At 68.6% G+C, this 18,637-nt stretch carries 18 protein-coding genes; 13 read left to right on the top strand and 5 right to left on the bottom strand.

The genetic code is table 11. The features are described from left to right. Positions 1-14 precede the first annotated feature (14 nt). Positions 15-410 (bottom strand): VOC family protein, encoded by a 396-nt coding sequence (locus tag ACFWPK_RS26355; protein WP_378920278.1) that lies wholly within the window; start codon positions 408-410, stop codon positions 15-17. A 135-nt stretch (positions 411-545) separates the two neighbouring features. Here ACFWPK_RS26355 and ACFWPK_RS26360 point away from each other — a divergent pair, with 135 nt between their 5' ends. Then, positions 546-1,652 carry an alcohol dehydrogenase catalytic domain-containing protein gene (locus ACFWPK_RS26360; RefSeq protein ID WP_378920140.1) on the top strand — a complete coding sequence of 369 codons (1,107 nt, stop codon included), beginning with the start codon at positions 546-548 and terminating at the stop codon, positions 1,650-1,652. Here the strand turns inward: ACFWPK_RS26360 and ACFWPK_RS26365 are convergent. Continuing rightward, complete coding sequence (locus ACFWPK_RS26365; protein WP_378920142.1) at positions 1,636-2,835, bottom strand: MFS transporter; 1,200 nt, start codon at positions 2,833-2,835, stop codon at positions 1,636-1,638. The genes ACFWPK_RS26360 and ACFWPK_RS26365 overlap by 17 nt on opposite strands. Before the next feature lie 54 nt (positions 2,836-2,889). Here ACFWPK_RS26365 and ACFWPK_RS26370 point away from each other — a divergent pair, with 54 nt between their 5' ends. From ACFWPK_RS26370 to ACFWPK_RS26405, 8 genes are all read left to right on the top strand, one after another. After that, complete coding sequence (locus tag ACFWPK_RS26370) at positions 2,890-3,633, top strand: AraC family transcriptional regulator (RefSeq protein ID WP_378920144.1); 744 nt, start codon at positions 2,890-2,892, stop codon at positions 3,631-3,633. 88 nt (positions 3,634-3,721) lie between these two features. Continuing rightward, the gene (dapB, locus tag ACFWPK_RS26375; protein ID WP_378920146.1) at positions 3,722-4,468 is read left to right on the top strand and encodes a 4-hydroxy-tetrahydrodipicolinate reductase; all 747 of its coding nucleotides are present in this window, start codon (positions 3,722-3,724) and stop codon (positions 4,466-4,468) included. Positions 4,469-4,521: 53 nt separating this feature from the next. After that, entirely contained in the window at positions 4,522-4,962 is a 441-nt protein-coding gene (locus tag ACFWPK_RS26380) for a hypothetical protein (protein WP_378920148.1), read from the top strand. A 7-nt stretch (positions 4,963-4,969) separates the two neighbouring features. Next, the gene (locus ACFWPK_RS26385; RefSeq protein ID WP_378920150.1) at positions 4,970-5,422 is read left to right on the top strand and encodes a flavodoxin family protein; all 453 of its coding nucleotides are present in this window, start codon (positions 4,970-4,972) and stop codon (positions 5,420-5,422) included. 115 nt (positions 5,423-5,537) lie between these two features. Further along, positions 5,538-6,212, top strand: coding sequence for a response regulator (locus ACFWPK_RS26390; RefSeq protein ID WP_378920152.1), 675 nt, complete (start codon positions 5,538-5,540; stop codon positions 6,210-6,212). Next, positions 6,209-7,423, top strand: coding sequence for a sensor histidine kinase (locus tag ACFWPK_RS26395; RefSeq protein WP_378920154.1), 1,215 nt, complete (start codon positions 6,209-6,211; stop codon positions 7,421-7,423). Before ACFWPK_RS26390 ends, ACFWPK_RS26395 begins: the two co-directional genes overlap by 4 nt. Further along, positions 7,423-8,448: a hypothetical protein gene (locus tag ACFWPK_RS26400; RefSeq protein ID WP_378920156.1), complete on the top strand. Its 1,026-nt coding sequence runs from the start codon at positions 7,423-7,425 to the stop codon at positions 8,446-8,448. The genes ACFWPK_RS26395 and ACFWPK_RS26400 overlap by 1 nt, the downstream gene beginning before the upstream one ends. Before the next feature lie 40 nt (positions 8,449-8,488). Next, the gene (locus ACFWPK_RS26405) at positions 8,489-9,688 is read left to right on the top strand and encodes a winged helix-turn-helix domain-containing protein (RefSeq protein WP_378920158.1); all 1,200 of its coding nucleotides are present in this window, start codon (positions 8,489-8,491) and stop codon (positions 9,686-9,688) included. A gap of 9 nt (positions 9,689-9,697) precedes the next feature. On the opposite strand, the gene ACFWPK_RS26410 is transcribed toward ACFWPK_RS26405, so the two are convergent. Then, on the bottom strand, positions 9,698-10,144 hold the full coding sequence (locus ACFWPK_RS26410; protein ID WP_378920160.1) for a hypothetical protein: 447 nt from the start codon (positions 10,142-10,144) through the stop codon (positions 9,698-9,700). 114 nt (positions 10,145-10,258) lie between these two features. Here ACFWPK_RS26410 and dapA point away from each other — a divergent pair, with 114 nt between their 5' ends. Together dapA and ACFWPK_RS26420 are read left to right on the top strand one after the other, a co-directional pair. Continuing rightward, the gene (gene dapA / locus ACFWPK_RS26415; protein WP_378920162.1) at positions 10,259-11,167 is read left to right on the top strand and encodes a 4-hydroxy-tetrahydrodipicolinate synthase; all 909 of its coding nucleotides are present in this window, start codon (positions 10,259-10,261) and stop codon (positions 11,165-11,167) included. After that, on the top strand, positions 11,164-13,263 hold the full coding sequence (locus ACFWPK_RS26420) for an RNase J family beta-CASP ribonuclease (RefSeq protein WP_378920164.1): 2,100 nt from the start codon (positions 11,164-11,166) through the stop codon (positions 13,261-13,263). The genes dapA and ACFWPK_RS26420 overlap by 4 nt, the downstream gene beginning before the upstream one ends. Before the next feature lie 68 nt (positions 13,264-13,331). On the opposite strand, the gene ACFWPK_RS26425 is transcribed toward ACFWPK_RS26420, so the two are convergent. Next, complete coding sequence (locus tag ACFWPK_RS26425) at positions 13,332-13,886, bottom strand: hypothetical protein (protein WP_378920166.1); 555 nt, start codon at positions 13,884-13,886, stop codon at positions 13,332-13,334. Between the two features lie 34 nt (positions 13,887-13,920). Next, positions 13,921-14,304 (bottom strand): DUF4189 domain-containing protein, encoded by a 384-nt coding sequence (locus ACFWPK_RS26430; RefSeq protein WP_378920280.1) that lies wholly within the window; start codon positions 14,302-14,304, stop codon positions 13,921-13,923. A gap of 296 nt (positions 14,305-14,600) precedes the next feature. On the opposite strand from ACFWPK_RS26430, the gene ACFWPK_RS26435 reads away from it, so the two are divergent. Beyond that, on the top strand, positions 14,601-17,153 hold the full coding sequence (locus ACFWPK_RS26435; protein ID WP_378920168.1) for a DNA translocase FtsK: 2,553 nt from the start codon (positions 14,601-14,603) through the stop codon (positions 17,151-17,153). Between the two features lie 439 nt (positions 17,154-17,592). Beyond that, a complete protein-coding gene (locus tag ACFWPK_RS26440; RefSeq protein ID WP_378920170.1) occupies positions 17,593-18,573 on the top strand; it encodes a TerC family protein in 981 nt (326 codons plus the stop codon). Positions 18,574-18,637 lie beyond the last annotated feature (64 nt).

An 18,637-nucleotide genomic window follows, 5' to 3' on the forward strand; every position in this document is an offset into this window, starting at 1 on the left:
CCGGCCTGCTGTGACTACTCGGGCCAGCCGCCGTACGGAACGGTGATCAGTTCCAGGAAGTGGCCGTTGGGGTCGAGGAAATAGACGCCGCGACCGCCGTCGTTGTGATTGATCTCGTTGACCCCGTGTTTCTGGGGGTCGGCCCAATGGTCCAGCTTGTAGCGCTGGATCTTGGCGTAGGCCGCATCGAACTCCGCCTCCGAGACCAGGAACGCGTAGTGCTGTGGCTGGATCTCGGAAACGAACGGCGGAACCTTGGCGAAATCGAAGGCCGCGCCGTGATCGAGGGCGATCGGAATGAACGGCCCCCACTCTTTTCCTATGTCCAACCCGAGGATGTCCGCCCAGAACTCGGCGGTCTCCCGATTATCGTGACATCCGACAATGGTGTGATTGAACTGCACTGACAGGGGATTTCTCCTTGTTTCGTGATGGCACCGACCCTGGGCTCGGTACGAGGCGGCCAACAGGAGCACCATCACCGAGATCGAGGTTAGCGACAGATCCCGGAACCTGTAAAGGGCTCTCGCGGTAGCGTCGCGAGCATGAAGATTCGTGGAGCCGTTCTGGAACGGATCGCCGACCCGGCACCGTTCGCCGATTCGCAGCCGATCACCGTGTGCGACCTCGAATTGGCCGAACCGGGTCCGGGCGAATTGCTGGTGCGAATCGAAGCGGCCGGGCTGTGCCATTCGGATCTGTCGGTGGTGGACGGCAATCGGGTGCGGCCGGTACCGATGCTGCTCGGCCACGAAGCCGCGGGCATCGTCGAGTCGGTGGGCGCCGGTGTCGACGATGTGACGCTCGGGCAGCGGGTCGTGATGACGTTCCTGCCGCGCTGCGGTGACTGCCCTGGCTGCGCGAGCAACGGGCGCACGCCGTGCGGTCCGGGCAGTGTGGCCAACAACGCGGGCGAGCTGCTCGGCGGCGGGCGGCGGCTCACCCGCGACGGCGAGCCGGTGCAGCACCACCTCGGAGTCTCCGGCTTCGCCACGCACGCGGTGGTGGACCGGCGTTCGGTGGTGCCGGTCGACGACGATGTGCCGCCCGAGGTGGCGGCGGTGCTCGGTTGCGCGGTGCTCACCGGCGGCGGTGCGCTGCTCAATGCGGCGAAACCCGTTGCGGGAGACCGGATCATGGTGGTCGGGCTCGGCGGGGTGGGGATGGCGGCCGTGCTCGTCGCGGTCTCGCTCGGCCTCGGTGAGGTGATCGCCGTCGATACCGTGCCCGAAAAGCTCTCGCTCGCACGCGAATTCGGTGCGACGGTGGCCTGCACACCGGGCGAGGTCGCCGAGCAAGGCGTGGTGGCGGACGTGGTGGTCGAAGCGGCGGGCAACGTGCGCGCGTTCGAAACCGCTGTCGCCGCAACGGCACCCGGTGGCGTCACCGTGACAGTCGGCCTGCCGGCGCCCACTGCCACCGCCACGATCTCACCGCTGGCCTTGGTCGCGCAGGGTCGCACCATCATCGGCAGCTACCTCGGGTCCGCGGTCCCCGCCCGTGACATTCCCGAATACGTGCGGATGTGGCGAGAGGGCAAGCTGCCGTTGGAGCGGCTCGTCTCGGCCCGTATCGGCCTCGACCAGGTGAACCAGGCGATGGACGATCTCGCGGCCGGCGCGGCGCTTCGTCAGGTCATCGTCTTCGACTGACAACTGGATCGTCGGCTGAACTACGAGGTCGACCGCCGCGTGGTCGGCTCGGAACGGGTTCGGGCAATGTGCGCAGCAGCAGCCAGCTCAGAGCGGGCATCAGGATCAGCGGTGTCAGAGCGGTTCGCAGGGAGGTCGCGTCGGCGATGCTGCCGATGACGGGCGTGGCCAGGCCGCCGACGCTGACCGTCAGTCCGAGGGTGATCCCGGCGGCGGTGCCCACGCGCGTGGGCAGGTAGTCCTGGCCGAGGGTGACGTGCAGGGAGAAGGGGATGTACAGCCCCACGGAGGCGAGCGCGATGAACATGTACAGCGCGGGGCCGGGTACGAACACGATCCCCGCGATGGCGGCGACGGTGCACAGGTAGGACCAGCCGGCGACGGTAACCCGATCCCAGCGGCCGGCCAGGCTGCCGCCCAGCACCGAGCCCACCGCGCCGCCGAGGTAGAGCACGAACAGTGCCGTGGTGCCTGCTGTTACGTTGCCGCCCATTCGTTGCTGGGCGTACAGCGCGATGAAGGTGCTCAGGCCGACGAAGGCGATGGACCGAAAGGCCACGGCCAGCGACAGTTTCACGAACGATGCCTTGTCATCGATGTTGGTGCCGACAGTGTCGCCGTCGCCACCGAGAGCTGACTTGCGCACTGCGCGCAGGACCGGCAGGCACAGGACGCTGCCTGCCAGCGCAGGCACCATCAGCAGGGGCGAGAGGTGCAGGCCGCCTGCGGCGACGACGACGGTGACCATCAGCGGCGCCGCCGCGAATCCGAGATTGCCGCCGAGGGCGAACCAGCCCATCGCGCTGTGACTGCCCTGGCTGACGAGCCGCGCGACGCGGGCGGACTCGGGGTGGTAGGCGGCCACCCCGATCCCGGACACCGCCACGAACGCCAGGGTCAGGGCGTAGGAGCCGCTCAGTCCGCTCAGCGCGATGCCGAGTCCGGCCAGGATCGTGCTGACCGGCAGGAGCCACGGCATCGCCCAGCGGTCGGTGAGCAGGCCGAACACCGGCTGGGCCACCGAGGACAGCAGTGACGCGGCGAGCACGATGCCCGAGACCGCGGCATAGCTGTAGGCGTGCTCCGCGACGAAGAACGGGACGAGTGCGGCCACCGCGCCCTGATAGATATCCACGCAGGAATGGCTGGTCGACAGCATGACGATCGCTCGGTTCTTTGCCACGTCACCATGCTCATCGACGAGCCATCTGTCGTGCTTCCGATAATCTGCCAACTGATGACGGAAATCCGCCACGTGCCGGTAGCGCCGACCCGCACCCAACCGATGATGCCCGGCGGCGCCATCGACGCGCACCGCCACGACGACCACCAGATCGTCTACGCGGGCCGTGGAGTGCTGGCCGTGACGACCAGCGCCGGTGTGTGGATCGCGCCGAGCACGCGCGCCATCTGGGTGCCCGCGGGCACCATGCACGCGCACCAGGCGCACGGCGAGCTCCAACTGCACCTGGTCGGCCTGCCCGCCGCCGACAATCCGCTCGGCCTCGCCGCGCCGACCGTGCTCACCGTCGGTCCTCTCCTGCGGGAACTGATCCTCGCCTACACGCACAACCCGCACGACGACAGCCCGGAACGCGCACGACTGCGCGCGGTCCTGCTCGATCAACTGCGAGCCTCGGTCCAGCAGCCCCTGTATCTGCCCACACCGACCGCTCCTCTGCTGCGGGCAGTGTGCGAGATCCTGCACGCGAACCCGGCCGATGATCGCACCCTGGCCGCGCTGGGCAGGCAGGTCGGCGCCAGTGACCGCACGCTGTCGCGCCTCTTCAAAGCCGACCTCGGCATGAGCTTCCCGCAATGGCGCACCCAATTGCGCCTCTACCACGCCCTTGTCCTGCTGGCCGAGAACACTCCTGTGACCACGGTGGCGCACCTGTGCGGCTGGTCCTCGGCCAGCACGTTCATCGATGTCTTCCGCCGTACCTTCGGACACACTCCCGGAACACGCCGACCCCGCTAGTACCCCGACCGGCAGAGGTCGGCGCCGGTGTGTGCGCCGCTGCTCGATAGGCTTTCCGGGAAAGCTGAGTCGAGGACGAGGAGATGCGGTGACCATTCGGGTCGGAGTGCTCGGAGCACGCGGCAAGGTCGGGCAGGCGATCTGCGCGGCGGTGGAGGCGGCGCCCGATCTGGAGCTGGTGGCGCAGGTCGACAAGGGTGACGCGCTCGAGACGTTCACCGAGAACGGCACCCAGGTGGTCGTCGATTTCACCCACCCCGATGTGGTGATGGGCAACCTGAAGTTCCTGATCGAGAACGGCATCCACGCGGTCGTCGGCACCACCGGCTTCGACGAGGCCCGCCTCGCCGAGGTGCGCGGGCAGCTGGCGCAGCGGCCCGAGGTGGGGGTCCTGATCGCACCGAACTTCGCCATCGGCGCCGTGCTGTCGATGCGCTTCGCCGAGCAGGCGGCACGGTTCTTCGAATCGGTCGAGGTCATCGAGCTGCACCACCCGAACAAGGCCGACGCGCCCTCGGGCACCGCCTACCGCACCGCCGCGGTGATCGCCGCGGCCCGCGCCGAGGCCGGGGTCGGGATCAGCCCCGATGCCACCACCACCGAACTCGAGGGCGCGCGCGGCGCCGACGTCGACGGTGTGCGAGTGCATTCGGTGCGCCTGGCCGGGCTCGTCGCCCACCAGGAGGTGCTGTTCGGTACGCAGGGCGAGACCCTGACCATCCGCCACGATTCCATCGACCGGTCCTCGTTCGCGCCGGGTGTGCTGCTCGGGGTGCGCGAGATCGCCGGGCGGCCGGGTCTGACCGTCGGGCTCGACCCGTTCCTGGATCTGTGAGCACCTCCGACGCGCAGCGACCTGATCGGCAGGTCCTGAAAACCGTTGCGGTCGTGGCATTTCTGGTTGTCGCGCTGCTGTTCTATTTCGTCCGGCTCGGCGGGCTCGCCATCGCCTACATCGCCGACGGCACGTTCGCGGGCATCGCGATCGGCATCGGCATGCTGCTGCTGCCCGTGGTCGGTATCTGGATCCTGTGGGCGACCTTGAGCGCTGCGTTCGATCATCAGCGGCTGGCCCGGCGTATTCACGAGGAGGGCCTCGAGGTCGACACCTCGGAACTGCCGCGCCGACCCTCCGGCCGGATCGAACGCGACGCGGCCGACGCCCTGTTCGCCCGGATCAAGACCGAGTGGGAAGCCGACCCGGACAACTGGCGCTCCTCCTACCGGCTTGCCCGCGCCTACGACTACGCCGGTGACCGTGGCCGCGCGCGCGACACCATGCGCCGCGCGGTGGCACTGGAAAAACTGGAACGCGACCCAGGAGAGTAGCGAGCCCATGGCCCGGTTGCTGATCATCCACCACACTCCCTCGCCGCACACCCAGGCGATGTTCGAAGCGGTCCTCGCCGGGGCCAGCGACCCGGAGATCGAGGGGGTCGAGGTGGTGCGCCGGGCCGCGCTCGCGGTCACCGCCGTCGACGTGCTCGAAGCCGACGGATACCTGCTCGGCACCCCGGCCAACCTCGGCTACATGAGCGGCGCGCTCAAGCACGCCTTCGACACGATCTACTACCCGTGTCTGGACTCCACCGGCGGCCGTCCCTATGGCCTCTACCTGCACGGCAACGAGGGCACCGAAGGCGCCGAGAGCAGCGTGGAGCGGATCACCACCGGGTTGGGTTGGCAGCGCGCCGCCGCGGCCGTGGTGGTCTCGGGACCGCCGAGCAAGGCTGATCTGGAGAAATGCTGGGAGCTCGGCGCGACCATCGCCGCTGGTCTGATGGACTGAATCGGGCCCGCCCCGAATATTGGTGGGCTGACACGCGGGCTCGGGATGCGGTAGAACTCGAGACCGACGTGTTGCGGGCTGGCCGCGGTGGGTGTTCGAAGATGGGGAGTGGTCGGTGAGCGAGTTGGAGCAGACGCGCACGGTGCGACGGGTCGGTCTGGTGGAGGACCACGAGTCCGTGGCGATCGGGTTGGCCGCCATGCTCGGTCCCGAAGCCGATCTGGAACTGGTGGCGGTGGCGGAATCGGTCGCCGGGCTGCTCGCCGAGACCACCGACCTCGATCTCGTCGTCCTCGATCTGCGTCTGCCCGACGGGTCGGCGCCCGAGGACAATGTCACCGCACTGCGCGAACGCGGCATCGAGGTGCTGGTCTTCACCGGCGCCGACAACGCCTTTCTGGTCCGCTCCGCAGCCAAAGCGGGCGTGCTCGGGGTGCTGCGCAAGTCCGAGAGTGTGGCGACGGTGGTCGCGGCGGTGCGCCGGGCCGCGTCGGGGGAACAGGTCGTGACCACCGACTGGGCCGCGGCCATCGACGGTGATCCGAAGCTCTCCGACGTCGGGCTCAGTCCGCGTCAGGAGGAAGTGCTGATGCTGTACGCCTCGGGGGAGAAGGCCTCGCGGGTGGCCCGGTTGACCGGGCTGTCGGAACAGACCGTCAACGACTACCTGGGCCGCATCCGGCAGAAGTACTCCGACGCGGGCAGGCCCGCCCCGACCAAGACCGATCTGTACAAACGGGCCGTCGAGGACGGGTGGCTGCCCGTGCCGGAGCGGCAGCAGCGCACGTGAGTGATCTCGCGGTCGCGACGGCGCCCGCACCGGTCGGCGACGCCGAATTCTCGCGGGCGGCGACCGAACAGATCCTGCGCAGACTCGGGCTGGTGATCGGAACCGGCGCCACGATCGTGATGGTGCTGGAACTGCCCGCGGTGCTGGTTCAGCCGACCAACCAGTCCCTCTGGCCGGAACTGCATCTGGCGGCCGCGTATCTGATGTTCGGGGCGCTGGCGATCGTGTCGGCGCGCGGCACCGCCCGCGCGATCCGGCGCACCGCCGCCGCGGCCGCGGTGTGCTATCTCGCGGCGACCGTGGCGACGCCGCTGGTGTATTCGGTGGTGCATATCGGCTCGTTCGCGTCCTGGCCCTATCGCGGGCTGGCCGTGGGTGTGATGGCGGCGGGGCTCGCGTGGCCGCGGCGCGGTGCGGCCGGCTTCGCGGCCGTGCTGGCGGTGGCGACCAGTGTGTCGAATGCCCTTGTCGTGCCGGATAGTTCGATGGGCGCGCTGTTCGGCGACATCACCAGGGCGCTCGGCGTGGCAGCGCTGTTCCTGTGGTGTGTGGTGTACGCGCGCGCCGCCGCCGAACGTGTCGACCGGGAAGCGGTCCGGCAGCGCAGCCGGGCGGCGGCGGTCGCGGCGACGGCGGCCAGGGAACGCGAGGGCGCCCGTTTCGCGGCGCTCATCCACGACGCGGTGCTCTCGACGCTGCTGGAAGCCTCGCGCGCGCAACAGTCCTCGTCGGTGCTGCGCAACCAGGCTGGGCGCACCCTCGAACAGCTCGAGCGGTCGCGGACCGCGCCCGAGATCGACCACCTCGACGCCGCCGCGACGATCGAATTCCTGCGCGAGGCGGTGCGCGAGGTGGAGTCCGAGATTCCGGTGCAGGTGTCCTCGCGGCGCACGGCCGATCTGTGTCTGCCGATCGAGGCCGCCCAGGTGCTCGGGGCCGCGCTCTCGGAGGCGGTACGCAACAGCTTGCGCCATGCCGACGTCGCAGGCCGCACGGTGCGGCGCGGTGTGTCGGTCACAATCGCGACCGGGGGCATCCGGGTGGTGCTCTCCGATGACGGCGCCGGGTTCGACCCGGCGCGGGTGCCGGCCGATCGGATGGGGATCGCGGGCAGCATCCTCGGCCGGATGCGCGCGCTCGCCGGTGGCGCGGCATTCGTGGAATCGGCGCCGGGCGCGGGGACCGTGGTGACTCTGGTGTGGGGTAGTTGATGGTCGAGCGTGATCTGCCGTTCGCGATGCGCGACCTGTTCGGCCTCAGCGACGGCACGGCGTGGCTGTTCGTGGTGATCTTCGAAGCCACCATCGTGATGTATCTGCGGGTGAATTTCGATATCGCGCCGCCCGCGGCCGCGTTCGCCGCGCTGGTGCTGATGGCCGTGGCGGCACTGGTGGTGCTGGTGTTCCCGGTGGATCCGCTGCCGTGGCCCGCCACGATCTTCGTGGCGTGCGCGGGGCCCGCGGCGATGGCGCTGACCGTGCCGTGGCTCGAGAGCGCGTCGGGGTTCTCCCATCAGCTGTGGACCGCCTATCCCACGTCGTATCTGCTGGCGATATTGGTGCTGCGCGGGCGGATAATCGCGGCCTGGCTCGGCGTGGCCGCCGCCGCGACGGTGCTGATCACGATGGGTGTGTTCACCACCTGGCATGCCGAAACCGTGGTGCGCGCGCTGACCCCGATCGCCACGGTCGGCGCGGTGACGGTGTTCATGTCGATCATCCGGCCCACCCAGCGTTCGCTGCGGGAACTGCGCAGCGAGGCCAATCGCCGGGCCGCGACCGAGGCCGCGCTGGCCGCGGCCAACGCCGAACGTGATCGTCAGCTGGGGGCGCTGGACCGGGTGGCGGGGCCACTGCTCGCCCGCATCGCCGCGGGGATCGAGCTCACCGACACCGAACGCGAACAGTGCAGGCTGCTCGAAGCCGAACTGCGCGACGGTCTTCGGGCGCCGCAACTGGTCACCGACCGGCTCAGCGCCGCGGCGCGCGGGGCGCGATCGCGCGGGGTCGAGGTCACCCTGCTCGACGACGGCGGCTTCCGCGGTGTGCCGGAATGGGTGCGCCACAACGTGATCGAAGCCGCGGTCGGGGAGCTCGACATGGCGGGAGCGGGCTCGGTGACCGTGCGGGTGCTGCCGGTCGGCAGGCGCTGGGTGGCGACCGTGCTGGCGGCCGCGCCGGGCGGGGACCGGCGGACCGAGATCGACACCGCGGGCGAGGTCCGGGTCTCCACCTGAGCGCTGAAAACTTGTCGGACCCCTGTGTCAGGCTGAGGCAATGCAGCGGATGAATGCGGCGCAGGCCCGCCGAACGGCGCTGGCCGCGCAGGGCTTCGGCAAGCGCAGGCCGACCAACCCGAAGCGTCGGGCCGTGCTCGATGTGGTCGCCAGAACTCGTCTGCTGCAAATAGATTCGGTATCGGCGGTGGTGCGCGCGCATTACGCGCCGGTGTTCAGCCGGATCGGCCCCTATGATCGCGGCCTGCTCGACGGTGCCGCCTGGAGCGACAGCGCGAAGGCACGGCGGGGGCTGGTGGAGTACTGGGCGCACGAGGCCGCGCTGATCCCGGTCGCCGACTGGCCGTTGATGCGCTGGCGGATGGCGGAGTACCGGCACGGGCGCTGGGCGGGCATGCGCAAGGTCGTCGAACGCAATCCGACGCTGGGCAAGGACATTCTCGATGTCGTGACCGAGGTGGGTGCCGCGAGCGCGGGGGAGATCGAACGTCATCTGGAGCTGGACAAACCGCGTCCGAAGGGGACCTGGTGGAACCTGAGCGATACCAAGATGATCTGTGAGCAGCTCTTCGCCGCGGGCGAGCTGGCCACCGCGCGGCGGGTCGGGTTCACCCGGCACTACGACCTCACCGAACGAGTCGTCCCCGCCGATGTGCTCGACCGGGAGATCGGCGAGGACGATGCCGTGCGCGAGCTGATCCGCCGGTCCAGCCGGGCCCTCGGCATCGGCACCGAGGCCGACCTGCGCGACTACTACCGCCTGGCCCGTCGCCAGAGTGCCCCGGCGATCGCCGACCTGGTCGACGCGGGCGAACTGCTGCCGGTCGACGTCGACGGCTGGGACGCGCCCGCCTACCTGCACCCGGAGGCCGCCACCCCGCGCCGGATCACCGGGACCGCGCTGCTGTGCCCGTTCGATCCGCTGATCTTCTTCCGCCCGCGCACCCAGCGCGTCTTCGACTTCCACTACCGGATCGAGATCTACACCCCCGAACCCAAACGGGTGCACGGCTATTACGTCTTCCCGCTGCTCGTCGACGGCAAGCTCGTCGGCCGGGTGGATCTGCGCGCCGAACGCGCCACCGGCCGACTACTCGCCCCCGCCGCGTTCGCCGAACCCGGCTACGCCACCGCCGAGACCGCCCAGGCATTGCGCGGGGCGCTGCGGGAAATGGCCGACTGGCTCGAACTCGACGAAGTCGTTATCGGCGAACGCGGCGACCTGGCCCCGCTGCTGTGAACGTGGCGCCTACCAGCCCTTGCCGCCGTAACCGCGCATCTGATCCTTCAGCGCGCCACTGACGGCACCGGAGAGCCAGGAGTTCAGCGACTGGCCGTTCTGCTGGGCCGCCTCCTCCGCGCGCGACTTGAGCTGCTCGACCAGTCGCAGGGTGACCCGGCTGATATCGCCGGTCATCTCCTCGAAAGTCTGCGGCTCGTCCGCACCCGACGGCGTGTTCTTGCGCACGTCGGCCTTCGCCTCGGTGCCCTCCAGTCGGACGTGCACGGTGCGGTCACCGAGTTCGGTACTGATCTCGGCGGCCAGTTCCGACAGCGCCGAGAACAGCACCAGGCGGCTCGAGCTCTCCACCGCGGCGGCGAGGGCGGCGGCGGTGGCCTGCGTTTTCTCGTCGCCGAGCGCGGCGGCGGCGATCAGTTCCTCGCGCAACCGCGCGGTATGAGCATTCAGATCCATGACATCAGTGTGACGTCATAAATGACATCACGCAAGGTGAAAAACACCCACCGGCAGCCGCTTCGGGCGCTAGGGTGTCGAGGCACATCCGGCGACCGGGTAGCCTTTCTGACCATGACGAACGGTGAATCGACGCCAACGGAGCTGCGCGCGTCCGGCACGGTAGGTGTCGCGATGGTGACCCCCTTCAGCGCTGCGGGCAAGCTCGACGTCGATGCCGGTGTCGCACTGGCGGCACGCCTGGTCGACCGTGGGGTCGACCTGCTGATCATCTCGGGTACCACCGGCGAGTCGCCGACCACCAGCGAAACCGAGAAAGCGGACCTGCTGCGTGCGGTCGTCGACGGCGTCGGCGACCGGGCCACCGTGGTCGCCGGTGCGGGTACCTACGACACCGCGCATTCGATCGAACTGGCGCGTGCCGCGGAGAACGCGGGCGCGCACGGTTTGCTCGTTGTGACGCCGTATTACTCGCGGCCGACGCAGGAAGGCCTGATCGCGCACTTCACCGCGGTCGCCGACGCCACCGCCCTGCCGGTCACGCTCTACGACATTCCACCGAGGTCGGTGGTGCCTATCGCCATCGACACGATCCGGCGCCTTGCCGAGCATCCCAACATCGTCGCGGTGAAGGATGCCAAGGGCGATCTCGTCTCCGGAGCCGATCTCATCGCGACCACCGATCTGGATTTCTACTCCGGTGACGACGGACTGAATCTGCCCTGGCTCTCGGTCGGTGCGGTCGGATTCATCAGCGTCATCGGACACCTCGTGCCGGAACGACTGCGCGAGATCCACCAGGCCTACACCACCGGTGACGTGGCCAGGGCGCGAGAGATCAACGCGACACTACTGCCGCTGTACGCGGCCATGACCCGCCTGGGAGGTGTGGCGATGTGTAAGGGAGGACTCCGATTGCTCGGCATCGACGTAGGTGAGCCCCGGTTGCCCCAGCTGATGCCGACGCAGGCACAGCTGGCGGAACTGGCGTTGGACCTGCAGGCCGCGGGGGTGTCGGCATGACCGAACCCGTAGCCCGTAAGCCCCGTCGCCGTTCGGCATCGCGCGCCGCCGGTGCGCCAGAGCCGACACCCGTGGAGGCTGTGCAGCCCGCGGCGAACAAGGTCGTGGCCCCCGAGCCCGCCCCCGCTGCGAAGGAACCGGCGATCGCCGAACCGATCGCCGAGGTCACCGCCGAGGCGAACCTGGTCGGTTCCGCCGAAGGGGGCACCGATCTGCAGAACGTCGCCGAGGAACGCGTCGCCGCGAAGAAGACCGCGCCGCGCCGCGCCAGGACCAAGCCGGCCACCGAAGCCAAGACCAAGCAGGCCGAAGCCAAGACCAAGCCCGCCGAGCAGTCGCGCGGCGGCGGTCGTGGCAGGCAGGGTGGCGGTCGCGGTCGAGGTGCGGCACCGGTCGCCGAGCCGCGCGAGAAGGCCGCCCACGACAAGCTGGGCCCGCCGCCGAAGCTGGTGAAGAACGGTCTTCGCCTGTTCGCACTGGGCGGTATCGGCGAAATCGGCCGCAACATGACCGTGTTCGAATACGGCGGCAAGCTGCTGATCGTCGACTGCGGTGTGCTGTTCCCCGAGGACCAGCAGCCCGGTGTCGACCTGATCCTGCCGGACTTCGGGCCCATCGAGGACCGGATGGCCGACGTCGAGGCGATCGTGCTGACCCACGGCCACGAGGACCACATCGGTGCCGTGCCGTTCCTGCTGCGCTTGCGCCAGGACATCCCGGTGATCGGCGCCAAGTTCACCCTCGCCCTGGTGGCGGCCAAGGCTCGCGAGCACCGCTTGCAGCCCAAGCTGCGCGAGGTCGCCGAGGGCGAGACCACCGTGCACGGCCCGTTCGAGCTCGAGTACTTCGCGGTCAACCACTCGATTCCCGACGCGCTGGCCGTGGCCATCCGCACCGGTGCGGGCGTGGTGCTGCACACCGGTGACATCAAGCTCGACCAGCTGCCGCTCGACGGCCGCCTCACCGACCTGGCCGGTTTCTCCCGCCTCGGCGACGAGGGCGTCGACCTGTTCCTGGTCGACTCCACCAATGCCGAGGTCCCCGGCTTCGTCACCCCCGAGCGCGAGATCGGTGGCGTGCTCGACAATGTCATCGGCAAGGCCACCAACCGCGTGATCGTGGCGTCGTTCGCCAGCCACGTGCACCGCATCCAGCAGGTTGTCGACGTCGCGCAGAAGTACAACCGCAAGGTCTGCTTCGTCGGTCGCTCGATGGTCCGCAACATGGAGATCGCGCAGGACCTCGGTTACCTGACGGTGCCCGACAACGTCGTGGTCACCCTCGATCAGGCCGCGAACCTGCCCGGCAACCGCCTGGTGCTGATCTCCACCGGTTCCCAAGGCGAGCCGCTGTCGGCGCTGTCGCGGATGGCGCGTGGCGAGCACCGGCAGATCAACATCCGCGCCGACGACCTGGTCGTGCTGGCGTCCTCGCTGATCCCGGGCAACGAGAACTCGGTGTTCGCCGTGGTCAACGGCCTGGCCCGGCTCGGCGCGACCGTGATCACCCAGCAGAACGCGAAGGTGCACGTCTCCGGTCACGCCTCCGCGGGTGAGCTGCTGTACCTGTACAACGCGGTGCGCCCGACCAACGCCATGCCCGTGCACGGCGAATGGCGTCACCTGCGCGCCAACGCCGCACTGGCAGTGGCGACCGGTGTGCCAGAGGAGCGGGTCATGCTCGCCGAGGACGGCGTGGTGGTCGACCTGGTCGACGGCATCGCCTCCATCGTCGGCCGCGTGCCGGTCGGGCACGTCTACGTCGACGGCCTCTCGGTCGGCGATGTCGGCGAGTCGACCCTGTCGGACCGTCTGGTCCTCGGCGAGGGTGGATTCATCTCGATCACCATCGTCATCGACTCGACCACCGGCAAGGCGGTCAGCACGCCCGAGCTCAACGGCCGCGGCTTCTCCGACGACCGGACCGCGCTCGACGGCGCGAACGAACTGGTCGAGGCGGAACTGCTGCGCCTGGCCGGTGAGGGCATCACCGACACCCACCGCATCGCCCAGGGCGTGCGCCGGGTGGTCGGCCGCTGGGTCGCCGACGTCTACCGCCGTCGCCCGATGATCGTGCCGACGGTCGTCGCCGTCTGATCGACTGATAACGGAGAACCGCTGGGCGACTTGGTCGCCCAGCGGTTTTCTTTTATGCCCGCCGGGTGTCAGGCCTGGCAGGCCGCGGAGTCGAGCTGGGCCGACTTCACGATATTGCAGGCGAACACGTGCGAGACCTTCCAGGAATCGTCCTCGGCGACGAAATCGACGAAGGCATCCTTGACCGGGGTGCCGTCGATCGTGACATCGGCATTCGCCTTGAGCTTGCCGTCGGCGGGGTCGCCGACGGTGGTGATGACGACCTTGACATTGTTCTGCTTGGCCGCCTCGACGAACTTGTCGACCAGCATCGGATCCTGGTCGGCATCCTCGATGTAGGTCTTCTTCTCGTCGCCGGCGAGCTGACCGGCCAGGGCCTTGGTCAACCGGGCGTTGAGGTCGGCGGCGGTGGGCTTGGGCAGGTTGGGCACGGTGGTGGCCGCCGGCTCGCCACCCTCTTCCTTGCCCGACTTGGCGTCGCCCGATTCGAAGGCGCCACCCTTACTGGTCGTCGTGCCCGCGCCCTTGCTGGTCGAGCCCTCGTCGGAACTGCACGCGCTGAGGCCGAGCGCCGCGACGATCGCGACGAGAACGGCAGCGGTTTTCACTGGACGGATATTCACTACAACTCCCATGATCATGGTCGAAACGGTCGGGCTAGAGCTGGTAGCCGCTGGTGCAGTTCCAGTGCTTGATGTAGGCGTTGCCCGGATTGTTGTTCAGCGCTTCGCGTTTGGCGCCGCCGATCGTCGACGCGGAGCCGTAGCTCCACCACCCGCGCGAGATCGCGATGGCGCCACAGCCGTTGCGGTAGGACACCTTCACATCGCACCCGCCACCGCCACCGCCGCGGCGGCAGGCCGCCATGGCACCGGCCTCGGCATCGGCGTAGCTGCCGTAATCCGTTGCGTATCCGTAAACCCCCGGTTTGACCGACACCGCGATGGCGCCGTAATTGCCCGACTGCGCCTGGGCCGGTGCGATGTGCCCCGCGAAAATCGCGACTGCGGTGGCACCCAGCACGGCCGCGCTGGTGAGCATTCTCTTCACTTGTAGCGTCCCCTTCATATGCACGGGTCGACGACCCGATAGAGCGCTGTCAAAGTACCGAGCAGGCCGGTGCTCGCGCCAGCATCGCGAGCCCAGAACGGCCGAAATAGAGGAGTTCGGCAAGGATTCCATAAGTTCGGGCCCGCGAAACGCGGTTCCCGGCGAGATTTCCCCGCGCTGACCGGGGCGCCGCGACCTGCGCATCCGGGTCGGATCGGGCCCGTCAGCGGGGTGGGACCAGTGTTGCGGATGGTCTCGGAGGTGTTGGAGCGGCTAGCCTGATGGTCATGGCAGGTAAGTCCCGCAGCACCACGACCTCTCGTGCGCGGGCGGGATCGACCAGGGGGCAGACGCCGGCGGCGCGGTCTCGCTCGGCGACCCCGCGAGCGACGGCGGCTCCACGTGGGCGCACCACGCCCGTGCGCAGGCCGGTCAAACGCGCCTCCGACACCGCACCCCTGACGGTGATCGGCCGCGGCATCGGGAGCAGCTGGACCATGCTGGCGCGTGGCCTCGGTGCCACCACCCGCACGCTGAGCCGGGCAGGCGACCTCGATCACGGGCACCGGCGCGACGGAATCGGGTTGGCGCTCATCGCGTTGAGCGCGATCATCGCCGCCGCGATGTGGCTCTCGGCGGGCGGACCGGTCGGGCGGTTCCTCGAAGACGTCGTGCGCGCGATCGCCGGTTCCGCGGCCGTGCTGGCGCCGATTCTGCTGGTCGCGCTCGCCGTGGTGCTGATGCGCACCGAACCACATCCGGAGATCCGGCCACGGCTGGTCCTCGGTGGGCTGCTCGTCGTGCTCCCCGCATTGGGGGTGTGGCATCTGGCGGCCGGATCCCCGACCGACGCGGACGGCCGCGCCACGGCGGCGGGCGCGTTGGGATACGCGATCGGTGGACCGCTCGGCCAGGGGCTCACACCCTGGCTCGCGCTGCCGCTGCTGTTGCTGGCCATGATGTTCGGCGTGCTGCTGCTCACCGGGACCACCGTGCGCGAGGTACCGGGCAAGCTGCGCGAATACTTCGGTCTCGGCGAATACGCCGACGACAGCGACCCCTATGATCCGGCCAATTACGACGCCGACGGATTCCCGGTGCACCGCAACCGAACCCGGCGCCGTGGCCGCAACCCCGACGACAACTACCCGCCCGACGAATTCGGCGGCTCCGACGCGGTCACCGAGTCACTGGGCGAACCGCCGCTGCGCGATGCCAAGCCGATCGAGGAACCGCCCGCGCCCGCACCCGCACCGAAACCGGCGCGTAAGCGGCCTGCGGTCAAGCCGGTCGACCAGACCCCGCTGCCGCTACCGGAACCGGAGTTCGTCACCGACCGGGTCGTCGACGGCGACTACACGCTGCCCCCGCTCACCCTGCTGCTCGACGGCGACCCGCCCAAGAAGCGCTCCGCGGCCAACGAATCGATGATCGAGGCCATCACCGAGGTGCTGGTGCAGTTCAAGATCGACGCCGCGGTCACCGGCTTCGTGCGCGGCCCGACCGTCACCCGCTACGAGGTGGAACTGGGTCCCGGCGTCAAGGTCGAGAAGATCACCGCGCTGGCCCGCAACCTCGCCTACGCGGTCGCCACCGAGAACGTGCGCCTGCTCGCGCCCATCCCCGGTAAATCGGCCGTCGGCATCGAAGTGCCCAATGCCGACCGCGAATTGGTGCGCCTGGCCGACGTCCTGAAGTCGCCGCACACCCGCAACGACCACCATCCGCTGGTGATCGGCCTCGGCAAGAACATCGAGGGCGAGTTCGTCTCGGCGAACCTGGCCAAGATGCCGCACCTGCTGGTGGCCGGTTCCACCGGTTCGGGTAAGTCGAGCTTCGTGAACTCGATGCTGATCTCGCTGCTGCACCGGGCCACCCCCGAGGAGGTCAGGATGATCCTGATCGACCCGAAGATGGTGGAGCTCACGCCGTACGAGGGCATTCCGCACCTGATCACGCCCATCATCACCCAGCCGAAGAAGGCCGCCGCCGCGCTGGCCTGGCTGGTCGAGGAGATGGAACAGCGCTACCAGGACATGCAGGCCAACAAGGTTCGCCATATCGACGACTTCAACAAGAATGTGCGATCGGGCAAGATCACCGCCCCGCTGGGCAGCGAACGCGTCTACCGGCCCTACCCGTACATCCTGGCCATCGTCGACGAGCTCGCCGACCTGATGATGACCGCCCCGCGCGACGTCGAGGACGCGATCGTGCGGATCACCCAGAAGGCGCGTGCCGCCGGTATCCACCTGGTGCTGGCCACCCAGCGCCCCTCGGTGGACGTGGTGACCGGTCTGATCAAGACCAATGTGCCCTCGCGGCTGGCGTTCGCCACCTCCTCGCTCACCGACTCGCGCGTCATCCTGGATCAGCCGGGCGCGGAGAAACTGATCGGCATGGGCGATGGGCTGTTCCTGCCGATGGGCCAGGGCAAGCCGACCCGCCTGCAGGGCGCGTTCATCTCCGACGAGGAGATCCAGGCCGTCGTCGAGTTCAGCAAGACCCAGGCCGAACCCGAATACCAGGAGGGCGTCACCGCGGCGAAGGCCGGCGAGGTCAAGGACGTCGACCCCGATATCGGTGACGACATGGACGTGTTGCTGCAGGCCGTGGAGCTGGTGGTCACCTCGCAGTTCGGCTCCACCTCGATGTTGCAGCGCAAGCTGCGGGTCGGCTTCGCCAAGGCGGGCCGGTTGATGGATCTGATGGAGACACGCGGAGTGGTGGGTCCCAGTGAGGGCTCCAAGGCGCGCGACGTACTGGTCAAGCCCGATGAGCTCGACGGTTTGCTGTGGTCGATTCGTGGCGGCGATCCGGGCGCGTCCGAGGACGAGTAACGCCGTTCCCGGTTTGCTCTGACCGTGCCGGAAGCAGGCGGCGACGAACGAGGAGGGACCTGGCACGGCTCATGGTCGCCGAAGGGTGCCCGGACGCGGGGCCGGGCGGGAATCGCCTGGTCAGGCGGTGAAGCGGGCGCGCACGAGGCGGGTACCCGGCATCAGAACACCGGGGCAGAGCCGGTGCTTCGCGGTGGGGCGCAGTAGTTGCGCGGTGGATTCGTACACGGCTCGCTCCTCTCGGGTCTGTATCGTTCGCCGATGATGCGGTGACGGTAGCAGCGGTGGTGAATCGGGCGAAAGGGCTTTTCCGCGTGCGCGGCGGTGGGGTGGCCCGCTGATGTGTGTGAAATCATGGCGGGCAATCGTTCTGCAAGCCAACTGAAACGGACAATTCGGGCATGATGGACGACATGAACTTCATCGATCGGACCACCACATGCAGGTGACCACGCTCGAGTGGGTGATCACCGGACTGGTGATCCTCGGCCTGTTCGTCTTCGACTTCTTCGCCCACGTGCGCACCCCGCACGAGCCCACCTTCAAGGAATCGGGCATCTGGTCTGCCGTCTACATCAGCTTGGCGCTGCTGTTCGGCCTGTTCGTCGCCTGGAAATGGGGCGGCACGTTCTCGGGGGAGTACTACGCGGGCTTCGTCACCGAGAAAGCGCTCTCGGTCGACAACCTGTTCATCTTCCTCATCATCATGAGCACCTTCGCGGTGCCGCGGATCTACCAGCAGAAGGTGCTGCTGATCGGCATCGTGCTGGCGCTGGCGATGCGCGGTGTGTTCATCGCGGTCGGCGCGGCCGCGATCAGCGCCTACAGCTGGGTGTTCTACCTGTTCGGCGCGTTCCTGATCTACACCGCGATCAACCTGCTGCGCGAGAGCGGGCACGAGGTCGAACACGAGCAGAAGCGCGACAGCTACATCGTCTCGCTGGCCAAGCGGGTCCTGCCGACCACCGACGAGTACGACGGCGACAAGCTCGTCACCCGGATCAACGGCAAACGCGTGGTGACTCCGCTCCTGCTCGCGCTGCTGGCCATCGGTTTCGCCGACCTGCTGTTCGCGCTGGACTCGATTCCGGCGATCTACGGTCTCACCGAGGAGCCGTACCTGGTGTTCACCGCCAACGCCTTCGCGCTGATGGGCCTGCGCCAGCTGTACTTCCTCATCGGTGGGCTGCTCGACCGCCTGGTGTACCTGTCCTACGGTCTGGCCGCGATCCTGGCGTTCATCGGCGTCAAGCTGGTGCTGCACGCGCTGCACGAGAACACGCTGGGGTTCATCAACGGTGGTGAGCACGTGAGCGTGCCGGAGATCTCCACGGCGTTCTCGCTGAGCGTGATCATCGGCATTCTGGTCATCGCGACGGTGGCGAGCCTGCTGCGCACCCGTAACACCGACAAAGCCTGACACCACCGCGGACGACGCTGCCCGGAACCCCAAGGGTTCCGGGCAGCTCTGTCTCCGGGCCGCG

The sequence above is a fragment of the Nocardia sp. NPDC058519 genome, assembly GCF_042719755.1.
Taxonomy (GTDB): Bacteria; Actinomycetota; Actinomycetes; order Mycobacteriales; family Mycobacteriaceae; genus Nocardia.